Raw genomic sequence first — 15676 nt, forward strand, 5'->3', positions numbered from 1 at the left:
CCTCAGTGAACCATCAGAAGACGACGGTTCGGTTACCGTGCACCAGCACGCGCCCCTCCAGGTGCCACCGCAGCCCGCGCGCCAGCGTCACCTTCTCGATGTCGCGGCCCTTGCGGACCATGTCCTCGACCGAGTCGCCGTGGTCGACGCGGATGACGTCCTGGTCGACGATCGGGCCCGCGTCGAGGTCGGCGGTGACGTAGTGGCAGGTCGCGCCGATGAGCTTCACCCCGCGCGCGTGGGCCTGGTGATACGGCCGCGCGCCGACGAACGACGGCAGGAAGCTGTGGTGGATGTTGAGCGCCCGCCCGGCCCAGGCCTCGCACAGTTCCGCGGGCAGGACCTGCATGAACCGGGCGAGCACGACGGCGTGCGGGTCGTGCTCGTCGACCAGTTTCCGCACCTCGGCGAAAGCGTCCGCCTTCGCCGCGGCGTCGCCGGCGGGGAACGGGACGTGGTGGAACGGGATGCCGTGGGCACGGGTGATGTCGCCCAGCGACGCGTGGTTCCCGATGACCGCGGCGACGTCGACGTCCAGTTCCCCGGACGCGACGCGGCCCAGAAGGTCGTAAAGACAGTGCCCGGCCTTGGAGACGAGGATCACGGCGCGACGTCGCTCACCCGTGTCGCTGACCTGCCAGCTCGACTCGGCCGAAAGCGACTTCGCGACCTCGGCGAAGCGCGTGCGGAGTTCGGTGGCGTCGAACGGGAGCGAGTCGGCGCGGACGACCTGGCGGGTGAAGAACCAGCCGGTGTCGGGGTCCGTGTGATACGCCGCTTCGACGATCCAGCCGCCGTGCTCGGCGAGGAAGCCCGAGATCCGGGCGATGATGCCGGTGCGGTCGGGGCAGCCGAAGGAGATCACATAGCGACGTTCAGGGTTCGACACACAAGCCATTGTCGCCGGTCCCGGCCGCCGCGCGGCGCCGGGTCAGGATGCGGACGCGGACCCGCCGCCCGATCTCGATCGCCGCGACCAGCAGCAGGCCGAGCGCGAAGGACAGCAGAAGACCCTTCTCCGGTTCGTTCGCGAAGGCCGCTCCGCCGACGAGACCGATCAGGACGCTGTACACCGCCCAGATGCTCGCGCCGAGGGCGTCGAGCAGGACGAATTTGCGCGGCGGGTAGCCGAGACTGCCGTTGGCGAGACCGCTCGCGACGCGGCCGCCGGGTAGGTAGCGGGCGGCGAGGATCAGCAGGACGGCGTTGCGCCGCACCTGGATCTTCGCCCATTCGTAGCGCCGGACCCCGTCCGGACCGCGTTGCAGGCGGGCGAGCGCCCGCGGGCCCGCGGCGGCGCCGACGGTGTAGCCGAGGCAGTCGCCCACCCAGGCCCCGAGCGCGGCGACCAGCGCGAGCAGCGCCAGCCGGGGGAAGTCCGGGCCGATCAGGACGGCGACGGTGATGACCGTCGTCTCGCTCGGCATGAACGGCAGGAGCGCGTCCAACCCGGACACGAGGAACACGATCACCCACAGCCAGGGTGATCCCAGGGTGCCCCGAAGCAGTTCGGTGACGTACTCCAGCAGTTCCACGGTTCCATGGTGATCACCGCAGGTCGCTACGGGGTGACGGAGTGGGGTGCTGCCGATGAATTCCCGCTAAGGGACCAGTCCGCGGTCACTCGGCGCGACGGCGGACCACGGCACGGTCAGCTCGCCGAGCCGCCAGCGCGAGGGCCGGTTCAGCACCGGCCAGCCCCGGCCGGTGAGCAGGTGCACGGTATGCGTCCACCGGGCGCGGACGCCGAAGTTCTGGTGCGGCGCCGCCGTCGCCCAGCAGACGTCCAGGGCGGACAGTAGTTCGTGGACCCGTTCGCCGGGAACGTTGCGGTGGATGAGCGCCTTGGGCAGCCGTTCGGCCACTGTGGACGGACGTTCCAGGCTGCCGAGATGGACCGACAGGGTGAGCGTGCGCGGTCCGTCGTGACCGACCGCGACCCAGGTGCTCAGCCGCCCGATCTCGTCGCAGGTGCCCTCGACCAGGAGCCCGTCCGGCGCCATCGCGTCCAGCATCAGCGACCAGGCCCCCGGGACCTCGGCTTCGTCGTACTGCCGCAGCACATTGAACGCGCGCACCAGTACCGGCCGTGTCCCGGCGAGTTCGAAGCCGCCGCGCCGGAAGTCCAGCCACGGCTTGTCGACGCGCGTTTGCGCGACGGCGACCCGTTCCGCGTCGATTTCCAGGCCCAGCACGCGGACGTCGCGGCGGACGGACCGCAGCCACCGCGCCATCTCCACGGTGGTCACCGGGGAGGCTCCGTAGCCGAGGTCGACCACCAGTGGTTCGTCCGCGCGGCGAAGCAGCCGCGTCACGGCCGGGTCGCTCGCGAGCCATCGGTCGACGCGGCGCAGCCTGTTCGGGTTGGTCGTCCCGCGTGTCGGTGCCCCGACCGGCTTCAGCGCTCGGCCAGCCACTTCGCGACGAATTCCGCCTCGCGCTCCAGCAGTTTGGTGACCTGTTCGGCGATCACGCCCTCCAGCTTCCCGCCGACGAACGGGATCCGCACCTTGACCTCGCCGCTGTTCACCAGCGTCGTCCGCTCACCTTCGCCGGTCAGGGACGTCTTCGCGGTGATCTCGCCCGGCACGCCCGAAACCGAAGCCGTCGCGGTGCCGGTGTAGCCGGCTCCGGAGGTCTTCCAGGTCTGCTCGCGCTCGACGATCAGGTCGCCCCGGTGCAGGGTCCGCACAGCCGACGGGAGCTTGTCCGAGCTGATGCCCTGACGCAGCTTGTAGCGCACGCCGTCCTCGGTGGGGACGTACTCCAGGAGTTCCGCGTCGTCACCGCCGATCTGCTCCAGCCTGGCCCGCAGCGCGGCCTCGCCGGCGACCGCGTCGAACGTGGTCGCGAGGTCTGCGGAGAACGCTGAGCGGTGCTCGATACGGGAGGCCATGGCGCCAGACAGTACCGTTCACGGGCGTGAGCACTGCCGAAACTCCCACCCAGCACGCCGCCCTCGCCGACCACACCACGCTGCGCCTCGGCGGCCCGGCGCGGCGTTATGCCGAGGCGAAGACCGTGCAGGCCCTGGTCGACGCGGTTCGCGAAGCCGACGACGCGGGCGAGCCGGTGCTGCTGCTCGGCGGTGGCTCGAACCTGGTCGTCGCCGACGGCGGCTTCGAGGGCGCGGTGCTGAAGGTCGGCAACACCGGCTGGACACGTGACGGAGATCTCGTCGAGGTCGCGGCCGGGCAGAACTGGGACGAGTTCGTCGCGGAGCTGGTCTCCGAGGGCGTCGGGGGGCTCGAATGTCTCTCCGGGATCCCCGGTTCGGTCGGTGCGACGCCGATCCAGAACGTCGGCGCGTACGGCTGCGAGGTGGCTGAGTCCCTGGTCTCGGTCGACCTCTACGACCGCGCCGACCGCGAGGTCCGCACGCTGACCGCGGAAGAGCTCGGCTTCGGCTACCGCACGTCGATCCTGAAGGGGACCGACGCGGGCGTAGTGCTCACAGTGCGCTTCAAGGTCAACGAAGACGGCCTCTCGGCTCCGATCCGCTACGCCGAACTCGCCCGCACGCTCGGCGTCGAGATCGGCGACCGGGTCCCGGCGGCCGAAGCACGCGAAGCGGTCCTCGGGCTGCGTCGCGGCAAGGGCATGGTCCTGGACGCGGACGACCACGACACCTGGAGCGCGGGCTCCTTCTTCACCAACCCGATCATCGGGGAGGCGCAGCTGGCGAAGGTGCTGGCGGGGATCGTCGACGTCGTCGGCGAGGACGTGCGCGTGCCGCAGTACCCGGCGCCCGGCGGCACGAAGCTGTCCGCGGCGTGGCTGATCGAGCGGGCGGGATTCGGGAAGGGCCATGAAGGGCCCGGCGGCCGGGTCTCGCTGTCGACGAAGCACACGCTCGCGCTCACCAACCGGGGTAAGGCGTCCACTGAGGATCTGCTCGCTCTGGCGCGCGAAGTGCGCGACGGCGTCGAGGCCCGCTTCGGTGTTTCGCTGCACCCGGAGCCTCTGCTCATCAACTGCTCGCTTTAGCCCACCCCCGCATTTCGTCCTCTGAATGCGGTAGTCGGCGACACGAACTACCGCATTCAGAGGACGAAATGCGAAGAGGTGAACAACCCCACACCACCCCCGTGCGTCTATTCCCGTGAGTGGCGCGGGTGAGTTCCGCCGCCGCGGGTAACGTCGGAGAGGTCCCCAGCGCTGAGCGGGTAACGCTCGCGTGGGGCGGGGATCTTCATGGGAGGTACACGGTGATCGAACGGCGCACGGTGTTCAAGGCCGCGCTCGCCGCGGGGGCGGCCATGCTGGCCGCTGCCTGCTCCAGCGAAGAAGGCGGCAACGCCAAGCCGGAGGGCAGCAGCGGTGGCGGGGAACAGGAAGCCGCTCCGGTAGCCAAGATCACCGCCGAACCCGCCGCCGACGCCAAGGACGCCCCCGTGGTGACCCCGGTCGTCGTGAAGGTCGCCGACGGCAAGCTCACCGAGGTCAAGGTCACCGGCGACGGCGGCAAGGAGGTCAAGGGCGAGCTGTCCGCGGACGGGCTCACCTGGACCAGCTCCGAGGCCCTCGGCTACGGCAAGACGTACACCTACGCCGCGAAGGCCACCGGCAGCGACAACAAGACCGCCGAGCTCAAGGGCAGCTTCACCACGCTCAAGCCCGCCAAGGAGGTCCGCGCCACGCTGAACCCGGCCGACAACGCCGAGGTCGGCGTCGCGATGCCGATCAGCGTGAAGTTCGCGTCCCCGGTCAAGGACAAGGCGGCCGCCGAGAAGGCGCTCAAGGTCAAGACCGACAAGGACGTCGAGGGATCGTGGGGCTGGCTGTCCGACACCCAGGTCGACTGGCGGCCCAAGGAGTACTGGCCCGCCAACATCACGGTCAACGTCGAGGCGAAGCTCTACGGCGTCGCGCTCGGCGGCGGCGCGTACGGCAAGGCCGACGTCACCACCAAGTTCAAGATCGGCCGCAACCAGGTGGTCAAGGTCAACACCCCGGACCACACGATGAAGGTCTACCGCGGCGGCGCGGAGTCGGCGAGCTACCCGTGCTCGAACGGGCTCGACGGCGACGTCCAGCGGAACACCCCCAACGGCACGTTCATCGTGATGACGAAGGAGCCGACGGCGCGGTTCGACAACGCGCGCTACGGCTACACCAACGTCAACAAGAAGTGGGCCTGCCGGATCTCGAACAACGGCGAGTACATCCACGAGAACCAGGACAACGCGTCGAACATCGGCAAGGCCAACACCTCGCACGGCTGCGTGAACTTGCTCGAAGCGGACGCGAAGAAGTACTTCGACTCGGCGCTGATCGGCGACCCGGTCGAGATCACCGGCTCCAAACTGGGCAGTCCGACCAAATCGGACGTCAAGAACTGGTTCTACGACTGGAAGTCGTGGAAGGCCCTGTCCGCGATCAAGTAGCCGTCGCCCCGTGATCCCCGCGTTTCGTCCTCTGGATGCGGTCCTTGCGCGTGCAACTACCGCATTCAGAGGACGAAACGCGGGGATCACCTGCCCCAGCCCATAAAGTGCAGGCATGAAGACCGAGGTAGTCGGCTACGGCGGGACTCGTATCGGCCTGTGGGTCGAGGGCGCCGAGAACACCCGTCCGATCGTGTTCGTGCACGGCTGGGCCCAGTCGGGCCGCGCCTGGGCGCCGCAGCTGGCGGACCCCTCGCTCAGCGAGCGGTTCCGCCTGGTCGCGATGGACCTGCGCGGGCACGGCGACTCCGAAGTGCCCTCCGCCGGCTACGACGATCCGCGCGTCTGGGCCGAAGACCTCGCCTCCGTCCTCGACTTCGCCGGTGAAGACGCGATCGTCGTCGGCTGGTCCTACGGCGGTCTGGTCATCACGGACTACCTCCGCGTGCACGGTTCCGCACGGCTCGGCGGCGTCGTTCTTGTGGGCGCGATCACAGAAATCGGCAAGAACCGTCCCGGCGGCAAGGTCGGCCCCGCCATGCGCGAGGCCATCCCGGCGGTGCTGTCGGATGATCCTTCGGTCGCGATTCCGGCGTTGGTGCAGTTCAGCGAGCGGATGACCGCCGGCCCGGTGTCCGGGACGCTCGCCCAGTCGTTGCTCGGCGCCTGCCTCTCGACCCCGCCCGCGGTGCGCTCCGCGCTCTTCCGGCGCGACGTCGGGAGCGGGGACGTTCTTCGCAATCTGGACAAACCGGCGCTGATCGTCCATGGTCTCGCGGACGCTGTGATCGATCCGACGTCGGCGGAATACGCGGCCGGGAAGATTCCGGGTGCCGTCGTGCGTTGGTTACCTGAGGTGGGGCATCTGCCGTTCGCCGAAGCGGCGGACGAGTTCGGTGATCTGCTGCGCGGGTTCGCCGATCAGTAGGACTTCAGGAGTGTTGACCAGGTGACGATCCCTCTGCACGGGTTCGACGCCGCGCCTAGGCGCGTCGCGGTGTTGTCGTTGCACACCTCTCCGCTGGAACAGCCGGGGACCGGTGACGCCGGCGGGATGAACGTCTACGTGAGCCAGACGGCCACCGAGATGGCCCGCCGCGGCGTCGAGGTCGAGGTGTTCACGCGGGCGACGTCCTCGGACCAGCCCCCGGTCGCCGAATTGGCGCCCGGCGTCCTGGTCCGGCACATCCCGGCCGGGCCGTTCGAGCCGCTGGGACGCGACGAGCTGCCGGCGCAGCTGTGCGCGTTCACCGCCGGGGTGCTGCGGGCCGAGGCGTTCCACGAGCCGGGCTACTACGACCTCATCCATTCGCACTACTGGCTGTCCGGCCAGGCGGGCTGGCTCGCCCGCGACCGCTGGGGCGTGCCGCTGGTGCACACCGCGCACACCCTGGCCAAGGTCAAGAACGCCGCGCTCGCCGAGGGTGACACCCCCGAGCCGCGCACGCGCGTGATCGGCGAGCAGCAGGTCGTCGACGAGGCGGACTGCCTGGTCGCGAACACCCGCGTCGAGGCCCGCGAGCTGATCGAGCTGTACGACGCCGATCCGCGCGCCGTGCACGCCATCCCGCCCGGGGTGGATCTCGACCGCTTCACCCCCGGCTCCCGGTCGGCCGCGCGCCGGGCGCTGGGCCTGCCGCAGGATGCGATCGTGCTGGCCTTCGCGGGCCGGATCCAGCCGTTGAAGGCGCCGGACGTCCTCCTGCTGGCCGCCGCCGAGATGCTGCGCGAACGGCCGGAGCTGGCGTCGCGGCTGGTCGTGCTGATCGTCGGCGGCCCGTCCGGGACCGGGCTGGAGCAGCCGCAGGCCCTGCGTGAGCTGGCCGTCTCCCTCGGGATCGAGGAGCAGACCCGGTTCATGCCGCCGCAGCCGGGCCGGTCGCTGGTCAACGTCTACCGCGCGGCCGACCTCGTCGCCGTGCCGAGCTACAACGAGTCGTTCGGGCTGGTCGCGCTCGAAGCGCAGGCCTGCGGGACGCCGGTGATCGCGGCCGAGGTCGGCGGGCTGCCGGTCGCGGTCCCGCATGGTGTTTCCGGGCTGCTGGTGCCTTCGCACGATCCGAAGGACTGGGCGGGCGCGCTCGCGAACGTCGCGTTGCGGCCCGGTTGGCGCGCCGAGCTTTCGGCCAACGCCGTCGTCCACGCGCGGCGTTTCTCCTGGAGCCGTACGACGGACCGGCTGCTGGACACGTACGCTCAGGCGACCGGCGCGTTCCGGCGTGCCCTCGAACAGCGCGCGGAGGTGGCGGTTTGACGCTCGACGAGACCTTGCGGTCCTCTTTGGACAGTGCGGGCCTGGAATACGACAGGCGTGGCGAGGGAAGGTACTTCGTCACGTTGCCGGGTACCAAGAAGCTGCAGACCAACTGCTGGCTGGTCGCCGGGGATCACGCCTTCGCCGTCGAAGCGTTCGTCTGCCGCCGCCCCGATGAGTCCCATGAGGACGTTTATCGTTTTCTGTTGCGCCGCAACGCGAAGCTGTACGGCGTGCATTACACGGTGGACGCCATGGGCGACATCTACCTGGTCGGCAAATTCGGCCTGGACACGGTGACCGAGTCCGAATTGGACAAGATCCTCGGGCAGGTGCTGGAAGCCGCCGACGGCGATTTCAACACGCTGCTGGAACTCGGGTTCGCCGAGTCGATCAAACGCGAATGGGACTGGCGGGTCTCGCGTGGAGAGTCGCTGGCGAACCTGCAGGCGTTCAAACATCTCGTCGAGCCCGCGAACGGTCACGAACCCGGAGCCTTGACCGACTCGTGACCCGGATGGTGCAACCGCGCTGAATCCGGCTCCGTCTCTCTCCGCAGTACTGGAGGGAGAAGGTTCCGATGTACAAGCGATTGAGATGGGTGGCCGTCGCCGGGGCCGCGCTGGTGCTGACACTGGCGGGCTGTTCGGCGAGCGAGCCTTACAGCGAATCCGCCTCGATGCCGGCGACGGCCGGCGGCAAGCAGGCGGTGCCGAATCAGGGCGCGCCCAACAAGGAAAGCGGCGACAGCGCGGGCAAGGCGGGTTCGGAGAAAGCGCCGGTGGGGCAGCCGGGGATCGCCGACCGCAAGCTCGTGCGCACGGCGAGCCTGGAGCTCACCGCGCCGAACGTCGCCGACGTGATCTCGCAGGTCCGCGTCATCACCCAGGGCGCCGCCGGCTACACCGGGCAGGAGAGCACCCAGGAGAAGCGGGCGTCGGTCAACGTCGTCGTGCCGTCCGAACGCCTCGATGGCGTGCTGGACCAGCTGGGGAAGCTCGGGAAGCAGGTCAAGCGGGAGGTCACCGCCACGGACGTGACCGAGCAGATGGTCGACGTCGACTCGCGGCTGGCCACTCAGCGGGCGAGCGTCGAGCGCATCCGCGCGCTGCTCGCGAGGGCGACGTCGGTCTCGGAGATCGCGTCCGTGGAGAGCGAGCTGACGAGCCGCGAGGCCGAACTCGAGTCGCTTCAGAAGCGGCGCGAAAGCCTGGCTGGAAGTGTCGCCATGTCGACGATCTCGCTGCAGGTGAAGGCGGAGACGGTCGTGGCGGAGGAGGAATCCCGCAACGGGTTCTTCGGCGGCCTGGCGAATGGCTGGGACGCGTTCCTGACCTTCGGCGGCGGCCTGCTGACCGTGATCGGCGCGATGGCGCCCTTCCTGCTGGTCTTCGGGGTTCCCGCGGCGGTGCTGGTGTGGTGGCTGCGCAAGCGGCGTCGTCCGGCGGAACCGGCGATGGCGACCGCTTCGGATCTGCCGTCCGCGCCCCCGCTGGACTGAGGTCGAGTGAGCCGACATGCTCACCACTCGCGGCGACGCGTGTTCGGGGCTGAATCCCCCGGAAGATGAACAGGCGGGACGGCTCGAGGGAGGGGGAGTCGCGATCTCGAGCCGCCCCGCTGAAGTTCCCGCCAAGGTGGACCCGGTGACGAGGGGGATGCCAACGGGGCCGGCGGGCGCCGCGACTCGGCAGGGGGGAGACGAGTCGCGGTCGTCACCCGCGTCGAGCCGGGGAGTGCGTGGAATCCGGCCGCGCGGGACTAAGCCAACCTGTCAGATCTCCACCTGTAATCACAAGACTACCGGTTACTCTGTTCGAGTGAACTTTGAAAACCGGGATAACGGAGTGCAGCCTGTTTGCCGGGGATTCGGACTTGTTGGCGACCCGTCTTCTGGACGGGTGAAGGTGTTACTCGCAGGTAACGCACTCTCCGTAGAAGAAAGCGCAATCCCAGCCCTCTGACCGGCGCTTCCGCTCACTCTGGCAGGCTGACCACATGGCTGAGCTTGGGACTCTGGTGCTGCTGCGTCACGGGCAGAGCACCTGGAACGCCGAAAACCTGTTCACCGGCTGGGTGGACGTGCCGCTGTCCGAACAGGGCGAGCAGGAGGCGCGCAAGGGCGGGCAGCTGCTCGCGGAGTCCGGCCTGCTGCCGGACGTCGTCCACACGTCGCTGATGCGCCGCGCGATCTCGACCGCCAACCTGGCGCTCGACGCCGCCGACCGGCACTGGATCCCGGTGAAGCGCGACTGGCGTCTCAACGAGCGGCACTACGGCGCGCTCCAGGGCAAGAACAAGAAGCAGACCCTGGACGAGTTCGGCGAGGAGCAGTTCATGCTCTGGCGCCGCTCCTACGACACCCCGCCGCCCCCGATCGACCCGGCCGACGAGTTCAGCCAGGCCGGCGACCCGCGCTACGCCGACCTCGGCGACGCCGCCCCGCTGACCGAATGCCTCAAGGACGTCGTCGCGCGGCTCCTGCCGTACTGGGAGTCCGAAATCGTGCCGGACCTGCGCGCGGGCAAGACCGTGCTGGTCGCCGCGCACGGCAACTCGCTGCGGGCGCTGGTGAAGCACCTCGACGGCATCTCCGACGACGCCATCGCCGGGCTCAACATCCCGACCGGCATCCCGCTGCGCTACGACCTCACCGAGGACCTCAAGCCGGTCACCACCGGCGGGACCTACCTGGACCCGGAAGCCGCCAAGGAAGCCGCGGCCGCCGTCGCGAACCAGGGCCGGTAGCCGCTCCGGTGCCGAAGTGTCATGAGGGGTCCCCTTAGGACGAAATTCGTCTTAAGGGGACCCCTCATGACATCTCAGGGCAGGGGCTGGACCGACTCGATCCCGGCGGCCTTCCACCCCGCGGCATCGACTCGGTGCAGCCGCAGCACGATCGGCAGGTACTTCTTCGTCGCCTGTCCGGCCGCGTCCGTGACGTCGGTCGCCGCGTAGAGCAGCACGCTCGCCTTGTCGTCCACGATCTCCATGACCGCGGCCGCCGGGTTCGGCGCCAGCGCCGACTTCACGCCACCGCTCCGGATCTGGTTCAGCCGCGCGGCCTTGTCCTGCTGGAACTGGGACAGCAACTGCCCGGTCGACACGGACTCGTAGCGGGCGTAAGTGCCTTCCGGATCAGCCGGATTCACGTTCAGCAGGGCCTCCGCGACGCGCAGCGCGCCATCGCGGGCGGAGTCCCGCACTCGCGCGATCGCCCGGTCTCCCGCGCCCGGCTTCTCCGCCGTGACCGGGGCCCCGGCGGGGTTCACCTTGATCTCGCCGATCCGCCAGCGTTCGCCCTCGCGTGCCGTCGTGAGCAGCGCCGACGCGATGCCCTTGCTGGTGGCACCCGCCCTGGTGCTGCTCTGGTCGAGCACGGTCAGCACCTGCGCCTTGTCCGCCGTCTGCTCGACGGCGGCCGACACGATCACCCGCGTGACCAGCTTGATCGGCTCCGGCGAGTTCCGGATCTCCGAAAACAGCTTCGCCAGCTCGTCCCGCGCGCCCGGGGTCAGGTTCTCGGCGAGCGCCTTGTCGTAGGCGGGCGCGGCCGTGCTGTCGTAGGAGAACACCGCTTCGGTGGCCCTCTTCACCGCTGTCAGGACCGACGCGGTCCGCGCGGGGTCGACCAGCGCGAGGTTCGCGGGCGGGGTTTCCGGTTCGGGGCGGGCGGTGCCGGACACCGCGGTGGTGCAGCCCGCGAGCGCGAGCAGCACCACGAATCCCGCCCAGCGTTTCACAGGAGGCCGAGCTCCCTCGCTCGCGCGTCGACCTGGAGCCGCGACGTCACGCCGAGCGCGACCAGCAGTTCCGAGACGCGCCGCTGATAGGTGCGCACGCCCATGCCGAGGCTCTTCGCGGCCTTGTCGTCCTTGCAGCCGGTGGTGAGGAACTCGAGCATCTGCGGTGTCTCCTGCCGGATGTCGGCGAAGCGCGCGTCGAACGTCTCCAGCGTGGCGGCCGCCAGCCAGGCGGTTTCGAACAGCGAAAGGATGCCCTGCACCAGCTCCGGGCGCGAGATGACGCTGTACGAGCGCACCGCCTTGCCCTCGTCGCCCGCCATGATCGCGACCCGCTCGTCGAGCAGGATCGTCTCGTTGATCTCCTCGGTGCCGATCCGGATCTGCGCGCCGAGACCGGACAGGTGGTGCAGATGCCGCGCGGTCTGCTCGTTCAGCAGGACGCCGGGACGGTAGAGCTTGCGGATCCGCTTGTCGCGCACCAGCCGTTCGCCCTGCCGCGTGAGCGAGGGCCGGGAAAGCGCCCAGGTGTAGAGGTCGTCGGCCGCGCACGCGATGTCGGTCGCCGCGACGAACAGATGAGCCGTCCGGTCGAACAGCTCTTCTTCTCCGCGAATCAGGGAGATGTCACTGACGAGTTCCACGGCGACAGTCTTCCAACATTCCCCGGGGCCCGTGACGGGAACGTCGCTATTCGCCCGTGAGTGGGACGATCACTGCCCGGATAGTCACGACGAAAGTCGCGATCCGGGCACGGGCCGCCGCCGGTGTCCCCGGTCCGGGTGACCCGCCTCACCCAGGAGATCTCGGCCAGGGATCCGCCGCGTGAACGGCGGCCGACCGGCAGGCGAACAGCCTGTCCCCAGGTGTCATAGGCATCACGAGTACGCGGCCGGGACTAGGCCAAAAGGCTACCCGCACGCTTACGATTCCCGTGTGACCACGCCTGTTGCACTCGCCCTGGCCATCGGCGGACTGATCGTCGGTGTGGTCGTCGGCTTCCTGATCGCGAGGGGCCGCGCCCGCCGCGAGGAGCGGCGCCCGACCGGCCCGACCGTGGCCGAACTGCTCGAACGCCTCGTGCGTTCCAGCAACAACGGCGTCGTCGTCCTCAACAAGTTCGGCGACATGGTGCTGCACAACCCGCGCGCCTACGAGCTGGGACTGGTGAAGGTCAACCAGGCCGATCCGCGGGCCCGCAAGGCCGCCGAGCAGGTGGTCGAGACCGACGAACCGATGGAGATCGACCTGTCCCCGCTGGAGGCGCGTGGCCGTCAGCCCGAAGCCGTCCTCGGCGAGGTCCGCCCGCTCGGCGACGGGTTCACCGTGGTCGAGGCCGTCGACCACTCCGAGGCGATCCGCCTCGAAGCCGTCCGGCGGGACTTCGTCGCGAACGTCAGCCACGAACTGAAGACGCCGGTGGGCGCGATCGCGTTGCTCACCGAGGCCGTGCTCGACGCCGCGGAGGACGTCGAGGAGGTCCGCCGGTTCGGCGGCAAGATCCTCCGCGAATCGACCCGGCTCGGCCAGCTCGTCACCGAGTTGATCGCGTTGTCGCGGCTGCAAGGTGCCGAGCGGCTGCCCGATCTCAACGTCGTCGAGGTCGACGCCGTCGTCCGCGAGGCGCTCGGCCGGACGACGCTTTCGGCGGAGTCCGCCGAAATCACCATCACCACCGACGCCGCCAGCGGGCTGCTCATCGAGGGCGACCGGACGCTGATGGTCACCGCGCTGTCGAACCTGCTGGAGAACGCCGTCGCGTACTCGCCGGCGGGGAGCCCGGTGTCGATCAGCAGGCGGCTGGTGGACGGCAAGGTCGAGATCGCGGTGACCGACCGCGGCATCGGCATCGCCGAGGACGAGCAGCAACGCGTCTTCGAGCGGTTCTTCCGTTCGGACAAGGCGCGGTCGCGGGCGACCGGCGGCACCGGCCTCGGGCTGGCGATCGTCAAGCACGTGGCCGCCAACCACGGTGGTTCGGTCGGTCTCTGGAGCCGTCCCGGCACCGGATCGACCTTCACGCTGCGGATCCCCGCGCACATCGGTGCCGAACCGGCCGCGGCCGTGAAACAGGCTCCGCCGGTATCCCGGCCGGAGAAGACCCCCGAGCGGACACCCCGTCTCGTGGCAACAGGGCAAGAAAGCCCCGACCATGGAGGAAACCTGTGACGAGGGTTCTCATCGTCGAGGACGAAGAGTCGTTCGCCGACCCGCTCGCGTTCTTGCTCCGCAAAGAGGGCTTCACCGCCGCCGTCGCCGTGACGGGGCAGCAGGCGCTCGAGGAGTTCGACCGCAACGGCGCCGACATCGTCCTGCTCGACCTCATGCTCCCCGGCATGAGCGGCACCGACGTCTGCAAGCAGCTCCGGCAGCGTTCCGCGGTGCCGGTGATCATGGTGACCGCGCGCGACAGCGAGATCGACAAGGTCGTCGGACTGGAACTCGGCGCCGACGACTACGTCACCAAGCCGTACTCGGCCCGCGAGCTCATCGCGCGGGTGCGGGCGGTGCTGCGCCGCGGCGGCGAGCCGGGCTCCGAAGGTGATCTGGCGCCCCTGGTGCTGACCGCCGGGCCGGTGCGGATGGACGTCGAGCGGCACGTCGTGACCGTCGACGGCCAGGAGGTCTCCTTGCCGCTGAAGGAGTTCGACCTCCTCGAATACCTGCTGCGCAACGTGGGCCGCGTGCTCACCCGCGGGCAGCTGATCGACCGGGTGTGGGGCGCGGACTACGTCGGCGACACCAAGACCCTCGACGTCCACGTGAAGCGGCTGCGGTCGAAGATCGAACCGGACCCGGGCTCGCCCCGGCACCTGGTCACGGTGCGCGGCCTTGGCTACAAGTTCGAGACGTGACAGGTCCGGTACCCGCCCCTGCGACACAGATCACGGTTACGGTTTCGTGACCTGACGCGGGGGCGGGTACCGTAGACGCTCGTGCGCCTAGGGGTACTCGACGTCGGTTCCAACACCGTCCACCTGCTCGTGGTCGACGCCCACCGTGGCGCCCACCCGACCCCGATGCATTCCGAAAAGGCCGTCCTCCGGCTCGCCGAGCAGATCACCCGCACCGGTGACCTGAGCCGTGCGGGCGCGGACAGCCTCGTGCGGGCGGTCGAGTCGGCGAAGGCGGCGGCGGCCAGGCTCGGCTGCGAAGAGGTCATGGCGTTCGCCACCTCCGCCGTCCGCGAAGCCAAGAACGCCCCGAAGGTACTGGCGAAGGTCCAAGAGCAGACCGGAGTCGAACTGAAGGTGCTTTCCGGGATCGACGAATCCCGGCTCACCTTCCTCGCCGTCCGCCGGTGGTTCGGCTGGTCGGCGGGAAAACTGCTCGTGCTCGACATCGGCGGCGGCTCGCTGGAGATCGCGATGGGCCGCGACGAGGAGCCGGATCTGGCCGAATCGCTCCCTCTCGGGGCGGGCCGGACCACCCGGACGCGGTTCCAGCACGACCCGCCGACCCGCTCGGAGCTCATCGCGACTTCGGCGTGGCTCGAAGAACAACTCGCCCCACTGGCGAAGAAGGTCGCCAAATTGGGTGAACCCGATCGGGTCGTGGCGACTTCGAAGACTTTCCGGTCACTCGCCCGGCTGACCGGAGCGGCGCCGTCGGCCAGCGGGCCGCATGTGCGCCGTACCCTGACCGACACCGCGTTGCGCCAGCTCATCGCGTTCATCTCCCGGATGACCGCCCATGACCTGGCACAACTCGAAGGGGTCAGCGCGAGCAGGTCGCATCAGCTGGTGGCCGGCGCGCTCGTCGCACAAGCCACCATGCGGGCGCTTTCCCTGGAAGAACTGGAGATCTGTCCGTGGGCGCTGCGAGAAGGTGTCATCCTTCGACGGCTGGACCATTCGAACGGTGCGGACGAGACTGTGGGCGGCAGCGCCCGACTGGACTTAGTCGACAGAGAACGGGCACGGTGAAGAGGTGACGGAAATGCGGATGACGGTGGATAGCGCGCGCGACGCCGCCGATGCCCCGTCGCGTGCCGGTTCGCAACGGCTGGAGCGCGCATTGGACAGCACGGTATGACGGACGAGACAGAGAGCGGCCCGCCGCAGAAGACCGTGGCGGAGCTGCTCGCGCAGCACGGAGCCCAGCCCGAAGGCGGGCGCCGCAGGCGACGCCGCGCGGCCGACGACGAGGACGAGGCTCCCGAGCCCACCCGCGGCCGACGCGCGCCGTCGGTGAGCGACACCGCGCCGCAGGCGAACATCGACAGGGTGTCCGGCGACACCCCGCCGCCGCCCAACCGTCCTCCGCGCCGCTCGCGCCCCCAGGACTCCGGC

General features: G+C 69.6%; 16 protein-coding genes and 1 pseudogene. 11 read left to right on the top strand and 6 right to left on the bottom strand.

The genetic code is table 11. From position 1 onward, the window contains the following. Window positions 1–13: 13 nt before the first annotated feature. The 4 genes from purU to CFP71_RS33380 all read right to left on the bottom strand — a co-directional run bounded on the left by purU (window position 14) and on the right by CFP71_RS33380 (window position 2896). A complete protein-coding gene (purU, locus tag CFP71_RS33365) occupies window positions 14–898 on the bottom strand; it encodes a formyltetrahydrofolate deformylase (RefSeq protein WP_208636087.1) in 885 nt (294 codons plus the stop codon). Continuing rightward, complete coding sequence (locus CFP71_RS33370) at window positions 876–1535, bottom strand: DedA family protein (RefSeq protein ID WP_093937928.1); 660 nt, start codon at window positions 1533–1535, stop codon at window positions 876–878. The genes purU and CFP71_RS33370 overlap by 23 nt, the downstream gene beginning before the upstream one ends. A 66-nt stretch (window positions 1536–1601) precedes the next feature. Further along, entirely contained in the window at window positions 1602–2417 is an 816-nt protein-coding gene (locus CFP71_RS33375; protein ID WP_093937929.1) for an SAM-dependent methyltransferase, read from the bottom strand. Then, complete coding sequence (locus tag CFP71_RS33380; RefSeq protein WP_093937930.1) at window positions 2399–2896, bottom strand: DUF2505 domain-containing protein; 498 nt, start codon at window positions 2894–2896, stop codon at window positions 2399–2401. The genes CFP71_RS33375 and CFP71_RS33380 overlap by 19 nt, the downstream gene beginning before the upstream one ends. Before the next feature lie 26 nt (window positions 2897–2922). On the opposite strand from CFP71_RS33380, the gene CFP71_RS33385 reads away from it, so the two are divergent. The 7 genes from CFP71_RS33385 (at window position 2923) to CFP71_RS33415 (ending at window position 10389) form a co-directional block, all read left to right on the top strand. Beyond that, the gene (locus tag CFP71_RS33385) at window positions 2923–3987 is read left to right on the top strand and encodes a UDP-N-acetylmuramate dehydrogenase (RefSeq protein ID WP_093937931.1); all 1065 of its coding nucleotides are present in this window, start codon (window positions 2923–2925) and stop codon (window positions 3985–3987) included. A 221-nt stretch (window positions 3988–4208) separates the two neighbouring features. Beyond that, window positions 4209–5387: a L,D-transpeptidase gene (locus tag CFP71_RS33390; protein WP_093937932.1), complete on the top strand. Its 1179-nt coding sequence runs from the start codon at window positions 4209–4211 to the stop codon at window positions 5385–5387. A 115-nt stretch (window positions 5388–5502) separates the two neighbouring features. Beyond that, window positions 5503–6315: an alpha/beta fold hydrolase gene (locus CFP71_RS33395; RefSeq protein WP_093937933.1), complete on the top strand. Its 813-nt coding sequence runs from the start codon at window positions 5503–5505 to the stop codon at window positions 6313–6315. 21 nt (window positions 6316–6336) lie between these two features. Further along, complete coding sequence (gene mshA / locus CFP71_RS33400) at window positions 6337–7641, top strand: D-inositol-3-phosphate glycosyltransferase (RefSeq protein WP_167406360.1); 1305 nt, start codon at window positions 6337–6339, stop codon at window positions 7639–7641. Continuing rightward, window positions 7638–8153: a type III secretion system chaperone family protein gene (locus CFP71_RS33405; RefSeq protein ID WP_093937934.1), complete on the top strand. Its 516-nt coding sequence runs from the start codon at window positions 7638–7640 to the stop codon at window positions 8151–8153. Before mshA ends, CFP71_RS33405 begins: the two co-directional genes overlap by 4 nt. Before the next feature lie 68 nt (window positions 8154–8221). Continuing rightward, a complete protein-coding gene (locus CFP71_RS33410; protein ID WP_093937935.1) occupies window positions 8222–9142 on the top strand; it encodes a DUF4349 domain-containing protein in 921 nt (306 codons plus the stop codon). 497 nt (window positions 9143–9639) lie between these two features. Continuing rightward, window positions 9640–10389, top strand: a complete 750-nt coding sequence (locus tag CFP71_RS33415; RefSeq protein WP_093937936.1) for a phosphoglyceromutase — start codon at window positions 9640–9642, stop codon at window positions 10387–10389. A 74-nt stretch (window positions 10390–10463) separates the two neighbouring features. On the opposite strand, the gene CFP71_RS33420 is transcribed toward CFP71_RS33415, so the two are convergent. Then, on the bottom strand, window positions 10464–11384 hold the full coding sequence (locus tag CFP71_RS33420; RefSeq protein WP_093937937.1) for a hypothetical protein: 921 nt from the start codon (window positions 11382–11384) through the stop codon (window positions 10464–10466). Continuing rightward, the gene (locus CFP71_RS33425; RefSeq protein ID WP_093937938.1) at window positions 11381–12028 is read right to left on the bottom strand and encodes a LuxR family transcriptional regulator; all 648 of its coding nucleotides are present in this window, start codon (window positions 12026–12028) and stop codon (window positions 11381–11383) included. Before CFP71_RS33425 ends, CFP71_RS33420 begins: the two co-directional genes overlap by 4 nt. A 292-nt stretch (window positions 12029–12320) precedes the next feature. On the opposite strand from CFP71_RS33425, the gene CFP71_RS33430 reads away from it, so the two are divergent. From CFP71_RS33430 to CFP71_RS33445, 4 genes and pseudogenes are all read left to right on the top strand, one after another. After that, a complete protein-coding gene (locus tag CFP71_RS33430; RefSeq protein ID WP_167406361.1) occupies window positions 12321–13553 on the top strand; it encodes a sensor histidine kinase in 1233 nt (410 codons plus the stop codon). After that, window positions 13550–14239 (top strand): response regulator transcription factor, encoded by a 690-nt coding sequence (locus CFP71_RS33435; RefSeq protein ID WP_005167072.1) that lies wholly within the window; start codon window positions 13550–13552, stop codon window positions 14237–14239. The genes CFP71_RS33430 and CFP71_RS33435 overlap by 4 nt, the downstream gene beginning before the upstream one ends. Before the next feature lie 81 nt (window positions 14240–14320). Then, window positions 14321–15310, top strand: a complete 990-nt coding sequence (locus CFP71_RS33440) for a Ppx/GppA family phosphatase (RefSeq protein ID WP_093937939.1) — start codon at window positions 14321–14323, stop codon at window positions 15308–15310. Window positions 15311–15415: 105 nt separating this feature from the next. Continuing rightward, window positions 15416–15676 (top strand): annotated as a pseudogene (locus CFP71_RS33445) (hypothetical protein); the annotation flags it as partial.

Origin of the sequence: Amycolatopsis thailandensis, from assembly GCF_002234405.1 — a bacterium.
In the GTDB taxonomy this organism is placed as follows: Bacteria; Actinomycetota; Actinomycetes; order Mycobacteriales; family Pseudonocardiaceae; genus Amycolatopsis; species Amycolatopsis thailandensis.

Bases quoted from the DNA above. Each gene is read 5' to 3' on its own strand.
- CFP71_RS33380 (WP_093937930.1), bottom strand. From the start codon at position 2,896: ATGGCCTCCCGTATCGAGCACCGCTCAGCGTTCTCCGCAGACCTCGCG.
- purU (WP_208636087.1), bottom strand. From the start codon at position 898: ATGGCTTGTGTGTCGAACCCTGAACGTCGCTATGTGATCTCCTTCGGC.
- CFP71_RS33415 (WP_093937936.1), top strand. From the start codon at position 9,640: ATGGCTGAGCTTGGGACTCTGGTGCTGCTGCGTCACGGGCAGAGCACC.
- CFP71_RS33395 (WP_093937933.1), top strand. From the start codon at position 5,503: ATGAAGACCGAGGTAGTCGGCTACGGCGGGACTCGTATCGGCCTGTGG.
- CFP71_RS33410 (WP_093937935.1), top strand. From the start codon at position 8,222: ATGTACAAGCGATTGAGATGGGTGGCCGTCGCCGGGGCCGCGCTGGTG.